This window comes from Rhizobium sp. PvP014 (assembly GCF_017876855.1).
GTDB classification, from domain to species: domain Bacteria; phylum Pseudomonadota; class Alphaproteobacteria; order Rhizobiales; family Rhizobiaceae; genus Neorhizobium; species Neorhizobium soli.
In genome coordinates, this window is record NZ_JAGIOT010000002.1 from 3,404,996 (window position 1) to 3,428,809 (window position 23,814).

Sequence of the window (23,814 nt, forward strand, 5' to 3'; positions counted from 1 at the left end):
TTGATATGGACGTCGTTTCCACTGACTACCGCATCAAGACCGTGCTCTCCCGTCTTGAGATGATCATCGATAACGAGAATGATCGGATCGGCCGCGACTCCGGCTTCGACCTCAAAGTGTCGAACGCCCACAAGAGCCGCTGCCTCTATGAACTGACGACCCTGTTCCGCGGGCCGGACGTCAAGGAAACGTCGGCACCTTATCTTGGTCAGTTGCAGGGCCTGAAGAAGAAGCTGAAGCTCAACGCCCAGCGCGTCGAAGCGCATCTTGAGGCCGTCCGCGCCGTTGCCGACATCCTCAAGAACGCCGTCAAGGACATGGACGCCGACGGCACCTATTCGGAACATCAGTTCCGGTTCGGCACGTCCTGATGATCAAGGTTCTGCTGATCGGGCTCTGGGTCTGCATCGCCACGATCGGTGGCGTGTATGTCTCTGCGCAGATGTCGAAGGCGCCCGTGGCGACCGAGGCGGAAGCCGCGGTCGTGACCACGATCGTGCGAGGCAACCCGGTCAGCCTGCCGGTCATCAACAATGGCGCGGTGCAGGGTTATTTCCTTGGCCGCATCTCGCTTTCGGTCGACAGCATGAAGTCCAAGCACGTTCAGCTTCCGATGGAAGTCGTTCTGACGGACCAACTGTTCTCGCTTCTGATGGGCGAAAAGATGATCGACCTGAAAAGCGTCGGCACCTTTGATCCGGAAAGCTTCCGCACGAAGATCAAGGACGGCATCAACGCCAAGCTCGGCGATACGGTCGTCGCCAACGTGTTGATCGAACAGCTCGACTACATGTCGAAGGAGACGATCGACACGAACACGGCGAGACGCGGCAGCAACCCCATTCCGGCCCAAAAAATCGTCGAGGGCGTCAAGGTCGAGGCACCGGCGGCAGCTCCGTCGCACTAGGCAGCCGTCGCTCCGGATCAGGCATGCCGCTTCAACGGCCATGTCTTTTCGACACATCGCTCGCATTTTAACGGTTGGCTTCAAGGCCGGTTCAGCGCTTTCCGCTAGGCTCCAGGACGACTGGATTTTCGAGCGGAGAGCACACGTGAACGCCTCGGTACACATCAACGCCTTCAAGGCAGTCCCGCACGGTCTGGGCAACGGCATCGAAGAGCTGAGCTGGACTGCCGCATTCGAGCGTGCGGAGGCTATGCTCAACGATCCACATCCATCGTCGACCATAACGTTTTCACGCGGTCTCGTCGAATATCGGACCCTTTCAGAAACGGGTGAGAACGTTGCGCGCGCGCGGCTTCCGGTTCGTGGCAGCGTACGTCTGGCCGGCATATCGGCACGCCTGTTCGGCCCCGGCCTGCGTGACCGCTTCACCGCCTCGGCCTTCGTCCCGGCGTTCCTGACATTTTCCGAGAAGAACCGCCGCATCGGCCTGGTTGGCAACGACGTGGCGATTCTCAAGCCACTGCGCACCGCGTTCTCCCGCCATGCGCCCTGGCACCGTTTCGAGACTGTCGATCCGTCGTCGGTTCTGGAAGGCGGCTTTGATCTCGTGATCGCCGATCTTCGCCGTCCACAGGATCTCGATCGCCTCGTCCATCTGCCGGCCATTGCCTCCGCAGCTCTGACGATTGCCGCAAACGATGATCTCTTCCGTCTGCCGGGTCAGGTTTCGCGTCGTTAACGCTTTCTTTGCCATGGAAATTTAGACTGTCTTAAGAAAATCGGAGCGCTTCGGTGCTGCCCGCGAAACAAGACGGTCTTTCCATGGATAATTCTGAGATCGAAAAGCCCGACAGCCTGCTCGAGGATAGCGCCCGGGACAACCTTCCGGCGCGGCGTGCACTCCCGTCCGCGCTGCTCGGGATCGGTCTGATGACGGCCCTCGGAGGCGTGGCGCCGCTCGTCCTCCTTGGCAGCGGCGAGGCGACGTTTACCGCCCAGACGCAGCTGAAGGTCGGGGCAGTCAGTGAGCAGACCGTATCTGCTGCGACGGGGCAGCTTCTCGCCAGAACCACGATCGACAATCTCATCCATGCCCTGAACCTTGGCAAGGACAGCAGTTTTGCGACCGAACCCCAGAGCGTGACCGGCCTTCTCTACGAAATCCTGTCCGGCACCGGGACGACGACCCTGCAGGACGAAGCGGGTCTGCGCGACCGCCTGACCCGCGCAATCACCATTTCATACGACCGCAGCAGCACGGATCTGCGCATTGCGGCGACGGCCGGAAAGCCTGAAGAGGCCCGCCAGATCGTCGGCATGCTGGGCAATGCCGTGCCGACAGCGTTGTCTGTCGGCGCCTTCGATGGCCGCGACCCGGCCGTCGAAGCCCTTCGCGACACGCTTGGCCGCGCAGAAGCGGCGCTTTCAGGGTTTGTCAGCCGAACCGGCAAAGACAAGGTTGCCGAACTGAAAAGCCGGGCCTCCGAAATGCGCGACCTGAGCCGCGATGTCGAGCAGGCCGAGAGCGATCTCGTTGCTCTGAAAGACAGGCTGAGCCAGGCCTCCGCCATGAAGGTCGCCGACGTTCTGAACAAGCCTTTGCCGGACAGTCTGGACTATACCGGCCTCGAATATCAGCGCCAGCGGCATGTGGAAGCACAGCTTGCCGTCGATCAGCTTTCCAGCGATCTCGGCCCGCTTCATCCGCGTTTCCAGGCAGCCGAAGCAGTGCTTGCACAGGCGCGCCTCTCGATCCAGGACGCGTTGAAGCAACTGGTGAAGTCGCTGAACAGCCAGCAGGTGCATGCCGCCGCGCAGCTTGCGGAACTTCGCGCCAAGCTGGAACAGCTTTCCGCAGACAAGACGGTGTCTGACGAGATCGCAGCGCTCTCGGGGCTGGAAACGGCCGTTGCGGAAGCGCGCGACAATTACTCAAGCGGTCGGTTCAACAGCCCAGGTTCTTCCAAGCTGGTCGCCGCCCCACGGGTGCAGATATCAAAGCCTCTGACCGTCACCCCCAACGAAGCACCAGCGACCGTCTGGCTCGGCTTGCCCTGGTACGCGCTGAGCGGTCTTGGCGCCTTGGCTGGCCTTCTTTTCGGTGCTGCCGGCGCAATGCTGATGGGACGCCGTCCATCGCAGGAACCCGCGATCGAGCATCTCGACACAGAGCACGCGCCGATTGAAATGGATGAAGTCGAGGACGTCGCCGCGCTGCCGATGGATGCGCGTTGGGCCGCCGATCTGGATCTTACCGATGATTCCGAAGAGATCGCAGCCGCCTACGAATATGACCACGGTGCGGGCTCCGACGCCTGGGCGCAGGATGTCGAGACCTATGCCGTGTCCGGGGATTACAGACACGAAATGGAGGAGCGCGAGGCCGCCAATGGCCTGCCGCTGTCCGCTCAGCTTCGCGAACTGCTGATGGCAAACAGACAGCCTTACGATCAGGCCGCCGTTCCACCGCTTCTCGCGGTCGCAATTTCGGATCCGCACCGGCATGCGATGCGGGAGGAAGAGCTTGCCTATTCCGAACTCTCGCATGAGGATCGCCGGGCGATCGAAGAATTGCAGCTCCTGCGACAGGAAATGATAGAACTGCGCGACCGCGTGCAGAGCTATTCCGAACTGCGCACCGCGTCGGGACGATAGGGCAGGCACGGTCACCCGGATCAAGATTTGACCTTGCTTTTGTTTGCTCCCGACAGCATTAGGCGCAGGTGAGCCAGTTCGGGCAGTAGCCTCCGGCTTAGATCTGTTCGGTCAACGGGAGATGGCACGTGGTCACGGTAATCGACGGCAAGCAGGCGGCAGCATCGGTCATTTCGGCAGTCACGGAGGCAGCGCAAGGCCTCGAACGGGCCGGCGGCGCAAAGCCCGGCCTCGCAGTCGTCATCGTCGGCAACGATCCGGCCAGCCACGCTTACGTCAGCTCCAAAAGCCGGATGGCGAAGCAGTGCGGCTTCAATTCGATCCAGCACACGTTGCCGGAAGAGACGACGCAGGAGGCACTTCAGTCTCTCGTCGATACGCTCAACGCCGATCCGGCGATCCATGGCATTCTCGTCCAGCTGCCGCTTCCGAGACATCTCGATCAGGAGCCGGTGATCCAGTCCATCCTGCCCGAAAAGGATGTCGACGGCCTCAATATCGCCAATGCCGGCAAGATCGCCACCGGTGATCTGACCACGGGAATGATTTCCTGCACGCCGGCCGGATCGATGCTGCTGGTCAAGCGCATCCACGGCGAAGACTTGTCCGGCCTCAACGCCGTGGTCATCGGCCGTTCCAACCTGTTCGGCAAGCCGATGGGCCTGTTGCTTCTGGCCGCAAACGCCACCGTCACCATGGCGCATTCGAAGACGAAGGATCTCGCCGCCGTCTGCCGCAACGCCGATATCCTGGTTGCCGCCGTCGGTCGGCCCGAAATGGTCAAGGCGGATTGGGTCAAGCCCGGCGCGACCGTGATCGATGTCGGCATCAACCGGGTGCCGGCACCGGAAAAGGGCGAGGGCAAGACCCGTCTCGTCGGCGACGTTGCTTTTGACGAGGCCTCAGAGGTCGCCGCAGCCATCACACCGGTTCCAGGCGGCGTCGGTCCGATGACCATCGCCATGCTGATGGCCAACACCGTAATCGCCGCCCATCGCGCCGCCGGGCTGCCTGCGCCAAAGTTCTGATTTCGGACCATTCATCACATTCAAGGCGCTTTGCTTGCATCGTCGCCCTTGAAACCTCTGGCTCTGCCTTAAATCCCCCTGTAGATTACGCTTCAAAGGGGAGGATATTTTGATGAAGAAATCGTTTTGGATCGGCACGGCTTTCGTCGCATTGCTGGCTGGTGCCGCAGGTGCGCAGGAACTGAAGTTCGCGCCCGGCGAAGATGCCAAGTTCAACTGGAAAAGCTACGAGGATTTCAAATCCGCGCATGGTGACCTGAAGGGCCAGAGCCTGACCCTGTTCGGTCCCTGGCGTGGCGAGGACGAGGTGCTGTTCAACAGCGTGCTCGCCTATTTCAATGCCGCGACGGGTGCGAACGGTAAATACTCGTCGTCCGAGAACTACGAGCAGCAGATCGTCATCGATACCCAGGCCGGCTCGCCGCCCAATATTGCCATCATCCCGCAGCCGGGTCTTCTGGCCGATCTCGCGACCAAGGGCTTTCTGACGCCGCTCGGCCAGGAAAATGCCGACTGGATCAAGACCAATTACGGCTCCGGCGAGGACTGGATCCGCTACGGCACCTACAAGGGCAAGGACGGCAAAGAGGCCTATTTCGGCTTCCCGTTCAAGGCCGACCTGAAATCGCTCGTGTGGTTCGTGCCGGAGAATTTCGAGGAAGCCGGTTACGAAGTCCCAAAGACGATGGAAGACCTGATCAAGCTCTCCGACCAGATCGTCCAGGATGGCGGCGTGCCGTGGTGCATCGGTCTCGGATCGGGCGGTGCCACCGGCTGGCCTGCGACCGACTGGGTCGAGGATATGATGCTGCGGACGTCGTCGGCCGAAACCTATGACAAGTGGGTGTCCAACGAGATCAAGTTCGACGATCCGGCAGTGGTTGGCGCCATCGAGGAATTCGGCAAGTTCGCCCGCAATGACAAATACGTCGCGGGCGGTGTTGCAGCGGTCGCCTCGACCGACTTCCGCGACAGCCCGAAGGGCCTCTTCGACATCCCGCCGAAGTGCTACATGCATCACCAGGCCTCGTTCGTGCCGTCCTTCTTCCCTGCTGACAAGGAACTGGGCCTCGATGCGGACTTCTTCTACCTGCCGACTTATGCCTCCAAGCCTGAACTCGGCACCCCGGTCCTCGGTGCCGGCACGATGTTTGCCATCACCAAGGATTCTCCTGCGGCTAAGGCCTTCATCGAATTCCTGAAGACGCCGATCGCCCATGAAGTCTGGATGGCCCAGGCCTCCTTCCTCACGCCGTTCAAGGGCGCCAAGACGGAAGCCTATGCCAACGACACACTGCGCAAGCAGGGCGAACTGCTGACCACCGCCACCACCTTCCGCTTCGATGCATCCGACATGATGCCCGGCAAGATCGGCGCCGGCGCCTTCTGGACCGGCATGATCGATTATGTCGGCGGCAAGGATGCAAAGGCTGTGGGCGGCGATATCCAGAAGGCCTGGGACGGTCTGAAGTAGTCATTCGCGTCGAAGGCTGCGCTCGCGACTGCCCTTCTCCCTCGACCACGGGGAGAAGGGTGGATGCGGGGGCGAGGGGCATTTCCAGGGTTGGCATTTCCCGGATATGACGACGGAAGACCTGCTTAGCACTGCAGAAAAGGGGGAGGGCCTATGTTAGCTCAGATTGCATCTGCCATGGGTGTCGTCGTTGCCGGCGTTTTTGCCTGCGCGCTCTACTACTGGCTTTCCGACAAGCTGCTATCAGCGGCACTTCCGGTGCCGGAAGGCGATGCCCGCAAGGCCTCGGCCAATCTCAACCGTAGAGCCACGATCCGCCCCTGGCTGTTTCTCGGACCCGCACTCCTGCTGCTCGCGGTCTATCTCGTCTATCCCGTCATCGCGACGTTCATCCTGTCCTTCTACGATCGTTCCGGCGGCAATTTCGTCGGCTTGGCCAATTACCGCTGGGCCTTCTTCGACGCGCAGTTCCGCCAGTCGATCTTCAACAACATCCTCTGGCTCGCCGTCGTGCCGGCAGCCTGCACCTTCCTCGGCCTGGTCATCGCGGTGCTCACAGACCGTATCTGGTGGGGAAATCTCGCCAAGAGCCTGATCTTCATGCCGATGGCGATCTCGTTCGTCGGCGCTTCGGTGATCTGGAAATTCATCTACGAATTCCGTGGCGGCAACGAAACGCAGATCGGCCTCCTGAACGCCATCGTCCGGGCAATCGGCGGCGATCCGCAGGTATGGATCTCGCTGCCCTTCTGGAACAACTTCTTTCTGATGGCGATCCTGATCTGGATCCAGACCGGTTTTGCGATGGTCATCCTGTCGGCAGCGCTACGCGGGATTCCTGAGGAAACCGTCGAAGCGGCCGTCATCGATGGCGCCAATGGCTGGCAGATCTTCTGGAAAATCATGGTGCCGCAGATCTGGGGCACGATCGCAGTGGTCTGGACCACGATCACTATTCTCGTCCTCAAGGTGTTCGATATCGTTTTGACCATGACCAACGGTCAGTGGAACACGATGGTGCTTGCCAACCTGATGTTCGACTGGATGTTCCGCGGCGGCGGCGACAGCGGCCGAAGTGCCGTCATCGCGCTGGTCATCATGGCGGCGGTGACGCCGATCATGATCTGGAACATCCGTCAGGCGAACCGCGACATGGGAGACCATTGAGATGAGCGCTGTCGCAAGCCTTCGCCGCATCGGCGTTCAAAGACTGATCCTTCATGCCTCGGTTCTGTTGATCTGTATCATCTGGCTGATCCCGACGCTCGGCATCCTCGTCACCTCGTTCCGCGATGCCGGCCAGATCACCTCCTCGGGCTGGTGGACGGCGCTGACCGGTGCCGCCGAAACCAGCGCAGCACGCCTCGGCGATCCCGCAAGCGCCCTGCAGGACGGACCCAACTACATCATTTCAGGCTCCGTCTTCGATGGCGGCGACGTCAAGAGCGGCAGTGTCGTCGCCTTCGGCACCAGGGTCGCTGCACCGACAGAATTCGAGGCCGGCAAGGAAGCCGATCTGGGAGACGGTGAAAAGCTCACCGTCAACACGGATGGCAGCTATTCCTACGTGAAGAGCGGCCCATTCGACGACAAGCGCGGCAAGCGCATCTATCTCTCGATCACCCAACCGCCGAACTTCACCCTCAACAATTACCGCACGGTACTGACGTCCGCCGGCATCGGCCAGTCCTTTATCAATTCGCTGACGGTCGCAATACCCGCCACCATCATCCCGATCCTGATCGCAGCCTTCGCAGCCTATGCCCTGTCTTGGATGCAGTTTCCCGGCCGGTCGCTGATCATCGCGCTCGTGGTCGGGCTGATCGTCGTGCCGCTGCAGATGACGTTGATCCCGTTGCTGACGCTCTATAACGACATCGGCAACCTGTTCGGCGTGTCGTCGCGCTCCTATGTCGGCATCTGGCTTGCGCATGCGGCGTTCGGCATGCCGCTCGCGATCTATCTCCTGCGAAACTACATCGCAGGTCTGCCCAAGGAGATCATCGAATCCGCCCGTGTCGATGGCGCCAGCGATTTCGAGATCTTCGTCAAGATCGTCCTTCCGCTGTCGTTTCCGGCACTCGCCTCCTTCTCGATCTTCCAGTTCCTGTGGACGTGGAACGACCTTCTCGTCGCCATGGTGTTTCTCGGAACCGGCAAGGATCAGCTGGTCTTGACCGGCTCTCTCAACGCGCTGTTGGGGTCGATGGGCGGCAAATGGGAAATTCTCACCGCTTCGGCCTTCATAACCATCATCGTCCCGATTATCGTCTTTTTTGCGCTGCAGCGATACCTCGTCCGCGGCCTGCTCGCCGGGTCGGTCAAGGGCGGATGATGTCTGTGAACCAACAGGGATAGTGGATGACAAGTTCGGCGGAAGTCTCCGGAGCAATGGACGCAGCAAAGGATCGGGACTGGTGGCGTGGCGCCGTCATTTACCAGATCTATCCCCGCTCGTTCCAGGATAGCAACGGCGACGGCATCGGTGACCTGAAGGGCATTTCCGCGCGCCTGCCGCATATCGCAGCGCTTGGCGCCGATGCCATCTGGATCTCGCCGTTCTTTCCGTCGCCGATGAAGGACTTCGGCTATGACGTCTCCAATTATTCCGATGTCGATCCGATGTTCGGCACGCTTTCGGATTTCGATGGCCTGATCGCGGAAGCCCATCGCCTTGGCCTCAAGGTGATGATCGATCTCGTCATGTCGCATTCGTCGGATCAGCATTCGTGGTTCATCGAAAGCCGCTCCTCGCGCTACAATCCCAAGGCCGACTGGTATGTCTGGGCAGACGCCAAGCCCGACGGCACGCCGCCGAGCAACTGGCTGTCGATCTTTGGCGGCTCGGCCTGGCACTGGGATCCGACCCGCATGCAATATTACATGCACAACTTCCTCACCGCGCAGCCGGACCTCAACCTGCACAATGCCGAGGTTCAGGATGCGTTGCTGGACATGACGCGCTTCTGGCTGAACCGCGGCGTCGATGGTTTCCGCCTCGATACGATCAACTTCTACTTCCACGACAAGCAATTGCGCGACAATCCGGCGCTCGATCCCTCGCGCCGCAACGCGTCGACGGCGCCCGCCGTGAACCCCTACAATTTCCAGGAACACATCTACGACAAGAACCGGCCGGAAAATATCGCGTTCCTGAAGCGCTTCCGCGCCGTTCTCGACGAATTCCCGGCAATCGCTGCCGTCGGCGAAGTGGGTGACAGTCAGCGCGGATTGGAAATCGTCGGCGAATATACGTCCGGCGATGACAAGATGCAGATGTGCTACGCCTTCGAATTCCTGGCGCCCGACGCTCTGACACCCGCCCGCGTGGCCGAAGTGCAGACCGCCTTTTCCGAGGCCGCGCCTGAGGGCTGGGCATGCTGGGCCTTTTCCAACCACGACGTCGTGCGCCATGTCAGCCGCTGGGGCATGAACGTGCTCGACCGTGAAGCCTACGCAAAAATGCTCTCGGCCATTCTTTTGACCCAGCGCGGCTCCGTCTGCATCTATCAGGGGGAAGAACTGGGCCTGACCGAGGCCGATATCGCCTATGCCGACCTGCGCGATCCCTACGGCATTCAGTTCTGGCCGGAATTCAAGGGCCGCGACGGCTGCCGCACGCCGATGGTCTGGGATGCCCAGGCGCTTCAGGCCGGCTTTTCGACGGCCGAAAAGACATGGTTGCCGATCCCGGTCGAACACCAGCTGAAAGCCGTCGGCGCCCAGTATGGCGATCCGGCTTCGGTGCTGGAGCAATACCGCCGCTTTCTTGCCTTCCGCAAACTGCATCCGGCCCTGAGCAAGGGGCAGTTCATGTCTCTTCCGGTCGATGACACGGTGCTGGGCTACAAACGCCAATACGGCAATGAGACGCTGCTCTGCCTATTCAACATGAGTGCGGGCGAGGTCGCGACCGACCTGCCGATCGGTCAGTGGGACATGCTCGTCGGCCACGGTTTTGACAGCCGTGTCGAAGGCAATCGTGTCGAGCTGCCACCTTGGGGGGCGTATTTCGCTCGCCACACGTAAGAGACAACAAAGGGTAACGGGGAGGATCACGTCATGACCGGTGTCGTACTGAAGGATATCCGCAAGTCCTATGGCCAGGTGAAGGTGCTGCACGGCATCGACCTGGACATTGCGCAGGGCGAGTTCGTGGTGTTTGTCGGCCCGTCCGGCTGCGGCAAGTCCACGCTGCTGCGGATGATCTCCGGGCTCGAGACGATCACCGGCGGCGAGATGCTCATCGATGGTCAGGTGGTGAATGACGTTCCGCCATCGCGCCGTGGCATCGCCATGGTGTTCCAGTCCTACGCGCTTTATCCGCATATGACCGTCTACGACAACATGGCCTTCGGCATGCGGATCGCCAAGGAAAGCAAGGAGGAGATCGACCGCCGTGTCCGCGCGGCCGCCGATATCCTTCAACTGACGCCCTATCTCGACCGCCTGCCGAAAGCGCTCTCGGGCGGCCAGCGCCAGCGCGTGGCGATTGGCCGGGCGATCTGCCGTGACCCGAAAGTCTTTCTGTTCGATGAGCCGCTGTCCAACCTCGACGCAGCTCTCCGCGTCGCGACCCGCATTGAGATTGCCCGGCTTAAGGAGCAGATGCCGGACACGACGATGATCTACGTCACCCACGATCAGGTGGAGGCGATGACGCTCGCTGACCGGATCGTCGTGCTGTCGGCCGGCCGCATCGAACAGGTGGGGCCACCGCTCGAACTCTATGAGCGCCCCAAAAACCTCTTTGTCGCGCGCTTCATCGGCTCGCCGGCGATGAACATCATGCCCGTCACCGTCAAGGAAACCGGCGCCGTGACCACCGTTTCGCTTGTCGACGGAAAGTCGGTCATCGTACCGATCTCGACCGAAACCGGGGCGAACGGCAAGAGCGCAAGCTTCGGCGTCCGGCCGGAAGATCTGACCATCGCGACCGGCGAGGATTATCTCTTCGAAGGCAAGGTCTCCATCGTCGAGGCGCTCGGGGAGGTCACGCTCCTCTACATCGAAGGCTTGTCGGCCAAGGAGCCGATCATCGCCAAACTGCCTGGGATCATCGACGTGAAAAGAGGCGACACCATGCGTTTTTCAGCCGATCCGCAGAAGCTGCATCTCTTTGACGCGGACGGGCAAACCTATCGCCGCTGACGGGTCGGTATAACTTTACATTTACCGGAATTTTGTGACTAATGCTCCGATTCGGGCCGCAGATGAAATTCCAACGCTCTGTTAAACTTCAGGCCCTACTCTTTTGACATTGGAATAGGAGACACTGTCGTGACCGCGGCCCCCATTGGAAAAAGCCATTTTCTGAATAAGGAAGAGTCGTTCATGTATGACCGCGAAGCGCGGTTCCAGATGCATGACACGATGAACGCAGCCCGCATCGAGTATACCGAGAACGGCGTGATGAACATGGCGCAGCGCCGCTGCGACGTTCTGCAGATATCCGAAACCGAAGCGGTTCTCGGCATCATCACCCAGTACCACCTGCCCAAGCAATTTTATCTCGACATCCCGGACGCCCGCATCTCCAAGGTCGGCTGCATCCTGATGCGGGTCAACACCAACAACACCATTCAGGTTCGCTTTCTAAAGATGCTGACGAAGAAGGAGATGAACCGCATCTTCGTCTTCTCGACGCATCCGAACCACCGCGACATGACGATCGATCTCCGGGCCTGGTAAGCCACCTGTCCAAGGACCGTGGGCACTGTCGGAGTTATTGAAGGGGCGGCTCAAGGCCGCCCTTTGTTATTTCAGGAAAACACGCTGGCGCCGTGCTCGGCGCGGCCGACGTTGCGGCGGAAGGCGGCGAAGAGTTCGCGGCCCATGCCGAATTCGTTTTCGGAAAGGTCCGCCTTGGCAGGCAGGCGCGCGTCGAATTCCACGGCATCCACCAGAACCTCCAGCGTCCCGGCAACAGCGTCGAGACGGATCATGTCGCCGTTTTGGATCTTGGCGATCGCCCCGCCATCGCAGGCTTCAGGCGTCATGTGGATGGCGGCCGGTACCTTGCCAGATGCGCCGGACATGCGCCCGTCGGTGAGAAGCGCCACCTTGAAGCCGCGGTCCTGCAGTACGCCGAGCGGCGGCGTCAGACGGTGCAACTCGGGCATGCCGTTCGCCTGCGGTCCCTGGAAGCGCACGACGGCAATGAAGTCGCGGTTCAGATCGCCGCGCTTGAACGCGTCCTGCAGTTCCTGCTGGTCGTGGAACACGATGGCCGGCGCCTCGATGATATGGCGCTCGGGCTTGACGGCGGAAATCTTGATGACACCCTTGCCGATATTGCCGGTCAGCATCTTCAGGCCGCCGGTCGGCTGGAAGGGGGTTTCGATCTGCGCCAGAACCTTCGGGTCGCCACTTGTCTGCGGAACCGTATGGCGTGCCACAAGGCCCTTTTCGTCGAGCTTGGCTTCCACCGTATAGGCCTCGAGCCCGTGGCCGAACACGGTACGCACGTCATCATGCACCATGCCGGTCTTCAAGAGCTCGCGGATGAGGAAACCCATGCCGCCGGCTGCGTGAAAATGGTTCACGTCGGCCAGTCCGTTCGGATAGACGCGGGCCAGCAGCGGAACGATGTCGGAAAGCTCCGAAATATCTTCCCAGGTCAGATGGATGCCAGCGGCGCGCGCCATCGCGACGATATGCATCGTGTGGTTCGTGGAGCCGCCGGTCGCATGCAGGCCGACGACGCCGTTGACGATCGAGCGTTCGTCGATCATCTCGCCCGCCGGCGTGAACTCGTTGCCGAGTGCGGTGATGGCCAGCGCCCGCTTGACGGCCTCGCGTGTCAGCGCTTCGCGAAGCGGCGTGCCCGGATTGACGAAGGAGGCGCCGGGCATGTGGAAGCCCATGATCTCCATCAGCATCTGGTTGGAGTTGGCTGTGCCATAGAAGGTGCAGGTGCCCGGGCCGTGATAGGACTTGGATTCCGCTTCCAGAAGTTCGGCGCGGCCGACCTTGCCCTCCGCGTAGAGCTGGCGAATGCGCGACTTCTCGTCGTTGGGCAGACCCGTCGTCATCGGTCCGGCCGGAATGAACACCGCCGGCAGATGTCCGAAGGACAAAGCCGCGATCACCAGGCCCGGCACGATCTTGTCGCAGATGCCGAGATAGACGGCGGCATCGAACATGTTGTGCGACAGGCCGATACCGGCAGACATGGCAATCGCATCGCGGGAAAACAGCGACAGCTCCATGCCGGGCTGCCCCTGTGTGACGCCGTCGCACATGGCTGGAACGCCACCAGCCACCTGGGCGATGCCGCCGGCTGCGCGTGCCGCCTCGCGGATGATTGCGGGGAAGGTCTCGTAGGGCTGGTGAGCCGAGAGCATGTCGTTATAGGAGGTGATGATGCCGAGGTTCGGAACGACGTCTCCTGCGAGCGCGTCCTTCTCGGCGGGGGAACAGACCGCAAAGCCGTGTGCAAGGTTGCCGCAGGACAGGGTGGTGCGATGTGGCCCGCGCGATGCGGCGCGGCGCACCCGGTCGATATAGGCCTCACGATGCGGTTTCGATCGTTCAACGATACGGGCGGTGATCGCCTCAATGCCGGAATGGGCGCCCATGGTTCATCCTCCTTGGGTCGATCCCGGTCTGGGAGAGTGCCGGGATCGCTGGTGTTACTGCTTCGACCCCTCTAAAGGAGCCGCCAGGTGAGGCGCGTCTTACGGCGCCCAGTAGATGTCGAGTGGCGATGCGGCACGGTTCAGAACCGCACGGACCGGCATTTCGGTCTCATCGGATCCGGCAATCGCCTTTTCCAGCACGTCCTTCTTGCCCTGTCCCTCGATATGCAGCGCCAGGAACCTTGCATCCGAAAGGCTTGAGAAGGAGAAGGTCAACCGCTCTTCGCCGGCCCCTTCCGCTTCCATCGTCATGACGCGGCAAAGACCGGTAAGGTCGAGCGCCTGTTCCAGATTGTTGCCATGCGGGAAGAACGAAGCCGTGTGCCCGTCTCCGCCCATGCCGAGGATCACGACGTCGAACGGCTTGTCGAGCGCAGCCGTTGCCTTTGTCGCAATCACGGCCGCATCCTCGATCGAGGGCGCATCGTAATAGAGCGGCACGAAGGTCGCTGCCGCCGCATTGTTCGCCAAAAGATGCTTGGCAACCAGGAGATGGTTGGAGCGCTCGTTGTCGGCGGGCACGAAGCGCTCGTCGACCAGCGTCACCTTCACCTTGTCCCAGGCAAGCTCGCGCTTCGAAAGCTCCTCGAAGAATTTCTTCGGCGTGGAGCCGCCCGAAACAGCGATGCAGGCCGAATCGCGTGCGTAGATCGCAGCGGCGAGGCGGCTTGCCACCTCGTCGGCAAGCGCGGCTGCCAGAGCCGCGCCGTCAGAATAGTCGTGTTTCGTGTAGGACATGGCTACCTCAGGTCTCGTGCCAGGTGCGGCCGTCGCGCTCGATCAGGGCAATCGCCTGGCTCGGTCCCCAGGTTCCGGCCGTATAGCCCTGAACCTGCTGGCCAGCGGCTTCCCAACCCTTCAGGATCGGGTCGACCCAACGCCATGCGGCTTCCACTTCGTCGCGACGCATGAACAGCGTCTGGTTGGAACGGATCGTGTCCATCAGCAGACGCTCGTAAGCATCCGGATTGCGCACGTTGAAGGCGGCGGCAAAGCTCATGTCCAGCGACACTTCGCGCAGGCGCATGCCGCCCGGACCCGGATCCTTGATCATCAGAGACTGCTTGACGCCTTCGTCCGGCTGCAGGCGGATGATCAGCTGGTTGGCTGCAATCCGGCCAGCACTCGCATCGAAGATATTGTGCGGGATCGGCTTGAAGGTGATGACGATTTCCGACATGCGGCTGGCAAGGCGCTTGCCGGTCCGGATGTAGAAGGGAACGCCGGCCCAGCGCCAGTTGCCAATTTCGGCCTTGATGGCAACGAAGGTCTCGGTGTTGGAAACGCCGCCTTCCAGCTCTTCCAGATAGCCCTTGACGGCGCCGCCTGCCGAAGCGCCGGCGCGGTACTGGCCGCGCACCGTCATCTGCTGAACGTTGGATTCGTTGATCGGCTTCAGCGCGCGAAGCACTTTCAGCTTTTCGTCGCGAACGGCTTCCTGGTCCATCGACGATGGGACTTCCATCGCCACAAGGCACACGAGCTGCATGATGTGGTTCTGCACCATGTCGCGCAGAGCACCCGCCGTATCGTAGTAACCGGCGCGGCCTTCGAGGCCCACCGCTTCGGCAACGGTGATCTGCACGTGGTCGATATGGTTGGCGTTCCACAGCGGCTCATAGAGCGCGTTGGCAAACCGCAGCGCCATCAGGTTCTGCACGGTTTCCTTGCCGAGGTAGTGGTCGATGCGGAAGATCTGTTCTTCCGGGAAGACCTTGCCGATCTGGTCGTTGAGCGCCAGCGCTGACGCAAGGTCGCGGCCGATCGGCTTTTCGACGACGATACGGGTCTGCTTGGTGATCATCTTGTGATCGCGGATTTTTTCGGAAATGGCACCGAAAATTCCAGGCGCGACGGCGAGATAGAACACGCGGACGCGGTCCTTGCCCTCGTCGAGCAGCTTCTTCAGTTCGGCCCATCCGCCTTCCGATTTCGCATCGACGGACACGTAATAGAGACGCTTGCAGAACTTCTCGACTTCCGCCTCGTCGTATTCACCCTTCTTGAGGTGCTCCTTGAGAGCGTCCTGGGCGAACTTGCGGTAGTCGTCGTGCGAAAGCGCGCTGCGCGATGCGCCGATGATTCGGGTTGGTTCGGTGAAATGGCCTTCGATCTGACGATGGTAGAGGGCCGGCAGAAGCTTGCGCTCCGCAAGGTCGCCGGTGCCGCCGAAAACGACGCAATCAAACGGCTCGACTGGGATGATCTGGCTGCTCATCGCTATTCTTTCATCTCGCATAGTTGGTGGAACACATATTCTAATCGATTTAAAAACGCTAGCCCGAAATCGCAACTGGGCGGTAGGGGAGGCGTCTCACATCCTGTCTCTGAGCGCAAACCAAGTCAGCGCGAGGAACAGAAGAGGGCTTCGCATGCGCCGCCCGCCGGGGAAGGACGGTATGTCGAGGTCCCGCAGATAATCGAGCTCGGTGCGATTTCCCAGGACCATATCGGCGTAAAGTTTGCCGCAATAATTCGACAGCATCACACCATGACCTGAGTATCCGCCGATCGATGTCACGCCCGGCATGACCTCGCGAACGAACGGATGTCGCGGCAGGGTAATCCCGACATTGCCGCCCCAGGCATGGGTGATCTGGACATCCTTCAGCGCCGGATAGGTATCGACGATCTGGCGGCGGATGGCCTCGGCCGTGTCCTTCGGATTGCTCGACGTGTAGACCTCGCGGCCACCGAACAACAGCCGGTTGTCCAGCGACTTGCGGAAGTAGCGCACCACGAAACGGCTGTCGCAGACGGCCTCGCCACCGGGAATGACCTGCGGAAACTCGTCGAGCGGTTCGGTTGCCGCGATAAAGGATCCGATCGGCATGATATGCGCGCCGGTCACCGGTTCGAGATTGCCGATATAGGCGTTGGTGGCAAGCAGCACCCGAGCGGCCGAAATCGTGCCGCGCGGCGTCTCGATCAGCGTCTTGCCGCCGGACTGCGTGATCCTGGTTGCCGGCGTTTCCTCGTGGATCGCAGCGCCTGCGTCATGCGCCACCCGTGCCAGTCCGATCAGGAGCTTCAGCGGATGGATATGGCCGGTTCCCATGTCGCGCACGCCGCAATGGTAGTCGGTCGTGCCGACCCGCTCGGCGGTTTCCTCCGCGCCCATGAACGTCACATGCGGATAGCCGTAGCGCTCGGCCGCGATTGCGGCATTGGCCTGGTAATATCGCTCGTATCCCCGCTTGTGGGCAACGTTCAGCTGTCCCGGCACGTATTCCATGTCGATGCCGTGGGCGGACGCGAAATCCATCAGATAGCGCTTGGCGCCCTCGGCCATATCGAACAGCGCTTTCGAGCGCTCGAAACCCAGCTTTTCCTCGATCTCTTCCGGCCATGAGCGCTGGCCGGTGCCCAACTGTCCGCCATTGCGTCCCGATGCGCCATCGCCAAAATGCGCGGCCTCGATCAGCACCACCGACGTGCCGGCTTTCGCCAGCGTGTAGGCGGCCTGGAGCCCGGTATAGCCGCCGCCGATGATGGCAACGTCAACGATCTTCGAGCCGTCGAGGGGAGGGTAGGTCGCCCGGTCGCCAACGCTTGCCTGATACCAAGAAATGCCCGAGGCGATGGGGCTCTGCCAATTGTCCAAGATACCTTTTCCCTCACACGTTGAGGAGCAGGAATTCCCGTTCCCAAGGGCTGATCACCTGCATGAACGTCTCGAACTCCCCACGCTTCACGCCGGCATAAAGGCCGATGAATTCCTTGCTGAACACTTCCGCAAGCGCCGGCTCGTCCTCGAGCAGCGAGACGGCCTTCAGAAGGTCGCGCGGCAGGTCGATCTCGCCTTCATTGGCGGAATCTTCCGTGGGCGGTGTCGGATCGAGCCTGTTTTTGATGCCGAGCAGGCCGCAGCCGAGAGAGGCAGCAAGCGCAAGATACGGATTTGCATCGGAGCTCGGCAACCGGTTCTCGACACGCCGCGAGTTCGCGTCCGAAACCGGTACGCGAAAGGCCGTGGTGCGGTTGTCGTAACCCCAGGCGGAGTTGACGGGTGCCGCCATATCCGGCGTCAGGCGCCGGTAGGAATTCACGTAAGGCGCCATCATCACCAGCGCCTTCGGGATGAAGGCCTGCATACCGCCGATGAAGTGGAAGAATTCCTCCGATGCCGAACCGTCGGCGTTGGAAAAGACGTTCTTGCCGGTCTCGATTTCCACCACCGACTGGTGGATATGCATCGCAGATCCCGCTTGGCCCTGCATCGGCTTTGCCATGAAGGTTGCATAGATGCCGTGTTTCAGCGCCGCCTCGCGAATGGTGCGCTTGAACATGAAGACCTGGTCGGCTAGTTCCACCGGATCGCCATGGCGAAGATTGATTTCCAGCTGCGCCGGGCCTTCCTCGTGGATCAGCGTATCGATCTCGAGGCCCTGCTTTTCGGAGAAATGGTAGATGTCGTCGATCAGTTCGTCGAACTCGTTGATGCCGGCAATCGAATAGCTCTGTCCACCGAGGATCGACCGACCGGAGCGGCCCTTCGGCGGATGCAGTGGATAATCCGGGTCATCGTTTTTGGCGACCAGATAGAACTCGATCTCCGGCGCCACGACGGGCTTCCACCCGCGGTCGTTATAGAGCTTGACGATATTCTTCAAAACGTTGCGCGGCGTATAGGACACCGCCTGACCATCGGTGTCGACGATGTCGCAGATCACCTGCGCCGTCGGGTCGCTTTCCCAGGGCACGACGGCAAGCGTCGAGAGATCAGGCATCAGCTTGAGATCGCTGTCGCGCGGCTCATAGCGGAAGTTTGCCGTCTCGTCGGGATACTCACCGGAGATGGTATGGCGATAGAGCGCGGAAGGCAGCGCCAGCGAGGTGTTGGAGGTAAACTTCGACGAGGGCATCATCTTGCCGCGCGGCACGCCGGCTAGATCGGGCGTGATGCATTCGATGTCTTCGATCCCGCGTGCCCGAAGCCAAGCGGCTGCCTCGCGCCAGTCTGCAACGCCGCGAAGCGAAGTCAGTGTCGGCTGGGCTGTCGCGGCTTTCGCCACGGTTCCGGTTGCCAGGACAGGGGATGATTTCTTGCGCGGCATAACACACCGGGGTCATGTTGATCGGAGCCCCATCATAGCCATGGAATGATGTTTGGGAACACTCTTTGGCTGAGAGCGCGCTGACTTCTTGGCGAGGAGCAGGCTGAATTCGCTATTGTGCCCCCGCCATCTTGACTTGGAGGCTCCAATCGAAAACAGCAAGTCGATGACGAGAGGATGACCATTGGCACAGAAATTCGATGTGATCGTGTTGGGCGCCGGTGCCGCCGGCATGATGTGCGCCATCCGCGCCGGCCAGCGTGGTCGCTCGGTGCTGGTGCTCGATCATGCCAAGGCGCCTGGCGAAAAGATCCGCATCTCGGGAGGCGGCCGCTGCAACTTTACCAATATCGGTGCGGCCCCCCAGCATTACCTCTCCGGCAACGCGCATTTCGTCAAATCGGCACTCGCCCGCTACACGGCCCGCGATTTCCTCGACTTGGTGGAACGGCATCGGATTCCCTGGCATGAAAAGACGCTCGGCCAACTGTTCTGCGACAACAGCGCCAAGGACATCATCGCGATGCTGCTGTCGGAAATGTCGGCCGCGAAAGTGTCCCTGAAGCTTCAGACGGCGATCGACGGCATCGAAAAATCGCCCGACGGATATCGGCTGGCCACCTCTGCCGGCCAGTTCGAAGCCGGGTCGCTGGTGGTGGCGACGGGCGGCAAGTCCATCCCGAAAATGGGCGCCACGGGCTTTGCCTACGAGATTGCGGCGCAGTTCGGGCTCAAGCTGGTCGAGACGCGCCCCGGCCTCGTGCCGCTGACCTTCGATCAGAACACACTCGAAAAACTGTCGCCGCTGTCTGGGATCGCGGTTCCTGCAGAAGTGCGCCACGGCCGGACGGGATTTCGCGAGGCCATGCTGTTTACCCATCGCGGCCTCAGTGGCCCGTCCATCCTGCAGATTTCCTCCTATTGGCGGGAAGGTGACGACATTACGCTGTCGATCGAACCGGATGCCTCAATCAGCGATGCACTGAAGGCGGCCCGCAAGACGAACGGCAGACAGGCGGCGCAGACGGCGCTTGGCGAATTACTGCCCAAGCGTCTTGCTCAGTATTTCGTGGAAAACCGCGGCGTCACTGGCAATCTCGCGGATCTCTCCGACAAGATGCTGACAGGGCTTGCAGCATCGATCCAGGACTGGAAGATCCGCCCCGCCGGTTCGGAAGGGTATCGCACGGCCGAGGTCACGCTGGGTGGTATCGATACTTCCGCACTGGATTCCAAAACGATGCAGGCCAAGGCCGTGCCAGGCTTGTATTTCATCGGCGAGTGCGTCGACGTTACAGGCTGGCTTGGCGGCTATAACTTCCAGTGGGCCTGGTCTTCCGGCTATGCTTGCGGAGACAGCCTCTAGGTAGAAATGCCAGTTGTGCTCGATTCAGGTGTTGTTAATATGCCTGGAGGATGCTGCCTTAATGCCAGCCCATTTGTTTGGTCTATAGGCTGCGTACCCGCCGGCTTCCGGCGGCCATCACCAAGATCGTGGAGTCGGATACCTATGCAGAAGACCCGCAGCGCCCGTGCAATTGCTATTGCCAAGACCCAGGATAACGCAAAGTTGATCCGCGTAAGATTTCTGGCGATGGCGATTGGAGCAACTGTTGCTCTTCTTTCGGTTCCTTTCTACTTCTGACGTAGTCTCCCCGCAGCCTTGCTGCGGCAAGGAATGTGTGAACGAGTAACGGCGTCGGTGTAGCTCTGGATCTACGTCGGTCGCTTGAGTTACGTCAATTTCCTATTTATCTAATCTTCAGATATCTCCGTCAAAAACAACAGTGTCTCTCACATTTTGGAAAGAGCCCTGTTTTGACCAAGAAGCTTCTCCCCTCATCCGTTGTATCCCGGATTGTTCTCCTCTGCCTTTTTCTCGTTTCCGTGGCAGCGGCTACTCTTTCCGGGCTTGCCTATGTCAATCTTCGGAACGACGTCATGTCGAGTGCACGTGCCGATGCCTATAAGGCGATGCGCACGCTGGGGCTTCTTTATGAGCTGGAACTGCCCGGTGCGAAGACCGAGATCCGCGACGAAGTCGTCAACAAGGTTCTCCAGGGCGAAGGCGCTCTGAAAGGCCATGACGTGGTCGACCGTGCCGCTGCTGCCATCGGCGGCGTTGCAACGATTTTTGAAAAGCAGGGCGCAGACTACGTCCGCATCTCCACCAACGTGAAGACGGAAAAGGGTGAGCGCGCCATCGGCACGAAGCTTGCTCCCGAACATCCGGCGCAGCCGAAGCTCGGCAAGAGCGAATCCTATTTCGGAAACGCGGTTCTGTTCGGCAAGGACTACATGACCGGGTATTACCCGATCACCACTGCCGCAGGTGCAGTCACCGGCGTCCTCTTCATCGGTGTTCCGATGGAAGTCTATTTCGCCCATATCGCGTCGTCTGCTTATATCCTCATCGGCACGTCGGCGATCGCGCTTCTGGTGCTCGGCTTCTTCAGCTTTTTCGCCATCCGGGCTCTCGTGCGCCCGCTCGGCGTGCTGACCGGCAGCGTCCGCGCCATTGCGCAGGGCGATAACAAGAGTGCGATCCCCTATCTCCAGCTGCCGAACGAATTCGGCAACATTGCCAGAGCCCTTGAGGTTTTCCGCGATAAGGACCGCGAAAAGCAGCTGATCGAAAGCCGCAGCGCCGCAGAGCGTGCCGAGGCGGAAGCGGATCGCCATCGCAACGATACCGAAAAGCAGCATGTCGACGCCCAGATCGAGCACGCCGTCACGCAGCTTGGATCGGCCTTGTCGCGTCTGTCCCAGGGCGATCTGTCCGCATCGATCGACACGCCGTTCTCCGGTCGTCTTGAAGGCCTGCGGACCGATTTCAACAATTCGATCCTGCGGCTGCGTGAAACGATGACGCATATCCGGGCCAGCACGCTCTCGATCCAGAAGAGCAGCTCCGATCTCAGCCACTCGTCGACGGACCTGTCACGCCGCACCGAAAGCCAGGCCGCTTCGCTCGAAGAGACGGCAGCCGCCGTGGACGAGATCACCGTTACCGTACGCTCCTCCGCCGAACGCGCTCGCGAAGCCAATGACGCCGTGACGCAGACCAAGAAGAGCGCCGACAGTTCCGGCACCGTGGTCCGCAATGCCGTCGAAGCGATGGGCAAGATCGAGGAAGCGTCCAAGAAGATCGAACTGATCATCGACGTCATCGACGACATCGCCTTCCAGACCAACCTCCTCGCCTTGAACGCCGGCATCGAAGCCGCGCGGGCAGGGGATGCCGGCAAGGGCTTTGCGGTCGTTGCCCAGGAAGTCCGTGAACTGGCCCAGCGCTCCGCCGATGCGGCCAAGGAAATCAAGGGCCTGATCGACCAGTCCAGCCACGAGGTCCATTCCGGATCGACGCTGGTGCAGGAAGCGGGCGAAGTGCTGGCCACGATCAGCAGCGACATCACCATCATCAGCAAGCATGTCGATACGATCGCCACTGCCAGCCGCGACCAGGCCGCAGCGCTTCAGGACATCAATAGCTCCGTCAACAAGATGGATCAGATGACCCAGCAGAACGGTGCCATGGTGGGCGAAACCAGCGAGGCGAGCCGTCGTCTTGCTGAAGAGGCGGATATGCTGCTCGGCCTCGTCCAGCAGTTCAAGATCGATAGCCAGAGATCAATGGCCCGTCAGGATAGCCGGGCAGCCTGAGCGCGGGAAGATGAAATGACAAGGGGCGGCTTTCGGGCCGCCCTTTTTTGTGAACGATGAGCCGGTTGCGATTTCGGCTTGGCACAAGGGCATGGATTCAGGCGGCGTCGATTTCCGATAACCGCTGCTGCATTGCACATTCCCCCTTGTGGCCTGGGGAATTCCTTTCTACTCTCCTCAAAATTATAGGGAAATTCGCGCGAACCGTCCTGCCGCGCAGGGGCGTTGGCTGCAGGTGCTGCAACAGGAGAGAATTGATGAAAGCCCATTTGCTCAGCATAGCCGCCGCTTTGGCTGCGACCGCTTTCGGCGTGTCTGGTGTTTCCGCCCAGGAACGCACTGTGCATGTCTACAACTGGTCCGACTACATCGATGAATCGATCCTGCAGGACTTCACCAAGGAAACCGGCATCAAGGTTGTCTACGACGTCTTTGACAGCAACGATATCCTGGAAACCAAGCTGCTTGCCGGCGGCTCCGGTTACGACGTCGTGGTGCCGACCGCCCCGTTCCTCGCCCGCCAGATCCAGGCCGGCGTCTTCCAGAAGCTCGACAAGTCCAAGATCCCCAACCTTTCCAACCTGTGGCCGGAAATCTCGGCGCGTCTTGCCAAATACGATCCCGGCAACGAATACGCCGTCAACTACATGTGGGGCACGACCGGGATCGGCTACAATGTCGATAAGGTCAAGAAGGCACTCGGCGATACGCCCCTCGACAGCTGGGACGTGCTGTTCAAGCCTGAAAATGCTGCAAAGCTCAAGTCCTGCGGCGTCAACATCCTCGACGCATCCGACGAAACCTTCGCGATCGGCATGAACTATGTCGGCAAGGATCCCGACAGCAAGGAAACGAAGGATCTCGAAGCGGGCGGAAAGGTCTATTCCGACATCCGCTCCTCGGCAAAGACGTTCAACTCCTCGTCCTATATCGATGATCTCGCCAACGGCGACATCTGCATCACCATCGGCTGGTCGGGCGACATTCTGCAGGCAAAGACCCGCGCCGAGGAAGCTAAGAACGGCGTCAACATCGAGTTCTCGATCCCCAAGGAAGGAACCTATATGTGGTTCGACAACCTTGCGATCCCGGCCGATGCCAAGAACGTGGCCGAAGCGCATGAATTCATCAATTACTTGATGAAGCCCGAAGTGATCGCCAAGGCATCGAATTATGTTCAGTATGCCAACGGCAACCTGGCCTCGCAGAAGTTCATCGATAAGGGAGTCCTGGAAAACCCGGCGGTCTACCCGACCGAAGAGGTCACCAAGAAGCTCTTCACGATCTCGCCTTACGGGCCCAAGGAACAGCGCGTGCTGAACCGGCTCTGGACCCAGATCAAGACCGGCAAGTAACCATCGGCTTCGGGGCAGGCAAAACCTGCCCCGAT

The 23,814-nt window shown here is 60.6% G+C and carries 20 protein-coding genes; 15 read left to right on the forward strand and 5 right to left on the reverse strand.

Translation table 11 applies throughout. From position 1 onward, the window contains the following. Nucleotides 1-5 precede the first annotated feature (5 nt). The 11 genes from J3A65_RS20970 (at nt 6) to J3A65_RS21020 (ending at nt 11,755) form a co-directional block, all read left to right on the forward strand. Entirely contained in the window at nt 6-371 is a 366-nt protein-coding gene (locus J3A65_RS20970; RefSeq protein WP_062453786.1) for a hypothetical protein, read from the forward strand. Next, nucleotides 371-907, forward strand: a complete 537-nt coding sequence (locus tag J3A65_RS20975) for a hypothetical protein (protein ID WP_209903193.1) — start codon at nt 371-373, stop codon at nt 905-907. The genes J3A65_RS20970 and J3A65_RS20975 overlap by 1 nt, the downstream gene beginning before the upstream one ends. Before the next feature lie 145 nt (nt 908-1,052). Then, nucleotides 1,053-1,646 carry a hypothetical protein gene (locus tag J3A65_RS20980; protein WP_209903195.1) on the forward strand — a complete coding sequence of 198 codons (594 nt, stop codon included), beginning with the start codon at nt 1,053-1,055 and terminating at the stop codon, nt 1,644-1,646. Nucleotides 1,647-1,729: 83 nt separating this feature from the next. Next, on the forward strand, nt 1,730-3,562 hold the full coding sequence (locus J3A65_RS20985; RefSeq protein ID WP_209903197.1) for a hypothetical protein: 1,833 nt from the start codon (nt 1,730-1,732) through the stop codon (nt 3,560-3,562). Nucleotides 3,563-3,690: 128 nt separating this feature from the next. Beyond that, a complete protein-coding gene (gene folD, locus J3A65_RS20990; protein ID WP_174195632.1) occupies nt 3,691-4,590 on the forward strand; it encodes a bifunctional methylenetetrahydrofolate dehydrogenase/methenyltetrahydrofolate cyclohydrolase FolD in 900 nt (299 codons plus the stop codon). A gap of 112 nt (nt 4,591-4,702) precedes the next feature. Continuing rightward, complete coding sequence (locus J3A65_RS20995; protein WP_209903199.1) at nt 4,703-6,064, forward strand: ABC transporter substrate-binding protein; 1,362 nt, start codon at nt 4,703-4,705, stop codon at nt 6,062-6,064. Between the two features lie 153 nt (nt 6,065-6,217). After that, the gene (locus tag J3A65_RS21000; RefSeq protein ID WP_192087043.1) at nt 6,218-7,231 is read left to right on the forward strand and encodes a sugar ABC transporter permease; all 1,014 of its coding nucleotides are present in this window, start codon (nt 6,218-6,220) and stop codon (nt 7,229-7,231) included. Between the two features lies 1 nt (nt 7,232). Further along, the gene (locus J3A65_RS21005) at nt 7,233-8,399 is read left to right on the forward strand and encodes a carbohydrate ABC transporter permease (RefSeq protein WP_209903201.1); all 1,167 of its coding nucleotides are present in this window, start codon (nt 7,233-7,235) and stop codon (nt 8,397-8,399) included. 26 nt (nt 8,400-8,425) lie between these two features. After that, nucleotides 8,426-10,093, forward strand: a complete 1,668-nt coding sequence (locus J3A65_RS21010; protein ID WP_209903203.1) for an alpha-glucosidase family protein — start codon at nt 8,426-8,428, stop codon at nt 10,091-10,093. Between the two features lie 33 nt (nt 10,094-10,126). Beyond that, nucleotides 10,127-11,215: a sn-glycerol-3-phosphate ABC transporter ATP-binding protein UgpC gene (gene ugpC / locus J3A65_RS21015; RefSeq protein WP_062579131.1), complete on the forward strand. Its 1,089-nt coding sequence runs from the start codon at nt 10,127-10,129 to the stop codon at nt 11,213-11,215. A 183-nt stretch (nt 11,216-11,398) separates the two neighbouring features. After that, a complete protein-coding gene (locus tag J3A65_RS21020; protein ID WP_092661221.1) occupies nt 11,399-11,755 on the forward strand; it encodes a hypothetical protein in 357 nt (118 codons plus the stop codon). Nucleotides 11,756-11,826: 71 nt separating this feature from the next. Here J3A65_RS21020 and edd read toward each other — a convergent pair whose 3' ends face one another. The 5 genes from edd to J3A65_RS21045 all read right to left on the reverse strand — a co-directional run bounded on the left by edd (nt 11,827) and on the right by J3A65_RS21045 (nt 18,761). Further along, the gene (gene edd / locus J3A65_RS21025; protein ID WP_062579135.1) at nt 11,827-13,644 is read right to left on the reverse strand and encodes a phosphogluconate dehydratase; all 1,818 of its coding nucleotides are present in this window, start codon (nt 13,642-13,644) and stop codon (nt 11,827-11,829) included. A gap of 99 nt (nt 13,645-13,743) precedes the next feature. After that, nucleotides 13,744-14,442, reverse strand: a complete 699-nt coding sequence (gene pgl / locus J3A65_RS21030) for a 6-phosphogluconolactonase (RefSeq protein WP_113166228.1) — start codon at nt 14,440-14,442, stop codon at nt 13,744-13,746. A gap of 7 nt (nt 14,443-14,449) precedes the next feature. Then, entirely contained in the window at nt 14,450-15,922 is a 1,473-nt protein-coding gene (gene zwf, locus J3A65_RS21035; protein ID WP_062453773.1) for a glucose-6-phosphate dehydrogenase, read from the reverse strand. Between the two features lie 96 nt (nt 15,923-16,018). Next, nucleotides 16,019-17,308, reverse strand: coding sequence for an FAD-binding oxidoreductase (locus J3A65_RS21040; RefSeq protein WP_209903206.1), 1,290 nt, complete (start codon nt 17,306-17,308; stop codon nt 16,019-16,021). Nucleotides 17,309-17,321: 13 nt separating this feature from the next. Next, entirely contained in the window at nt 17,322-18,761 is a 1,440-nt protein-coding gene (locus J3A65_RS21045) for a glutamine synthetase family protein (RefSeq protein ID WP_062453771.1), read from the reverse strand. A 184-nt stretch (nt 18,762-18,945) separates the two neighbouring features. Between J3A65_RS21045 and J3A65_RS21050 the strand changes: the two genes are divergently transcribed. From J3A65_RS21050 to J3A65_RS21060, 4 genes are all read left to right on the forward strand, one after another. Then, nucleotides 18,946-20,127 carry an NAD(P)/FAD-dependent oxidoreductase gene (locus J3A65_RS21050; protein ID WP_209903208.1) on the forward strand — a complete coding sequence of 394 codons (1,182 nt, stop codon included), beginning with the start codon at nt 18,946-18,948 and terminating at the stop codon, nt 20,125-20,127. Nucleotides 20,128-20,271: 144 nt separating this feature from the next. Further along, nucleotides 20,272-20,406: a hypothetical protein gene (locus J3A65_RS23515; RefSeq protein WP_256413687.1), complete on the forward strand. Its 135-nt coding sequence runs from the start codon at nt 20,272-20,274 to the stop codon at nt 20,404-20,406. A gap of 296 nt (nt 20,407-20,702) precedes the next feature. Next, on the forward strand, nt 20,703-22,424 hold the full coding sequence (locus tag J3A65_RS21055; RefSeq protein ID WP_245341601.1) for a methyl-accepting chemotaxis protein: 1,722 nt from the start codon (nt 20,703-20,705) through the stop codon (nt 22,422-22,424). A gap of 257 nt (nt 22,425-22,681) precedes the next feature. Further along, nucleotides 22,682-23,779: a polyamine ABC transporter substrate-binding protein gene (locus J3A65_RS21060; RefSeq protein WP_209903212.1), complete on the forward strand. Its 1,098-nt coding sequence runs from the start codon at nt 22,682-22,684 to the stop codon at nt 23,777-23,779. Nucleotides 23,780-23,814 lie beyond the last annotated feature (35 nt).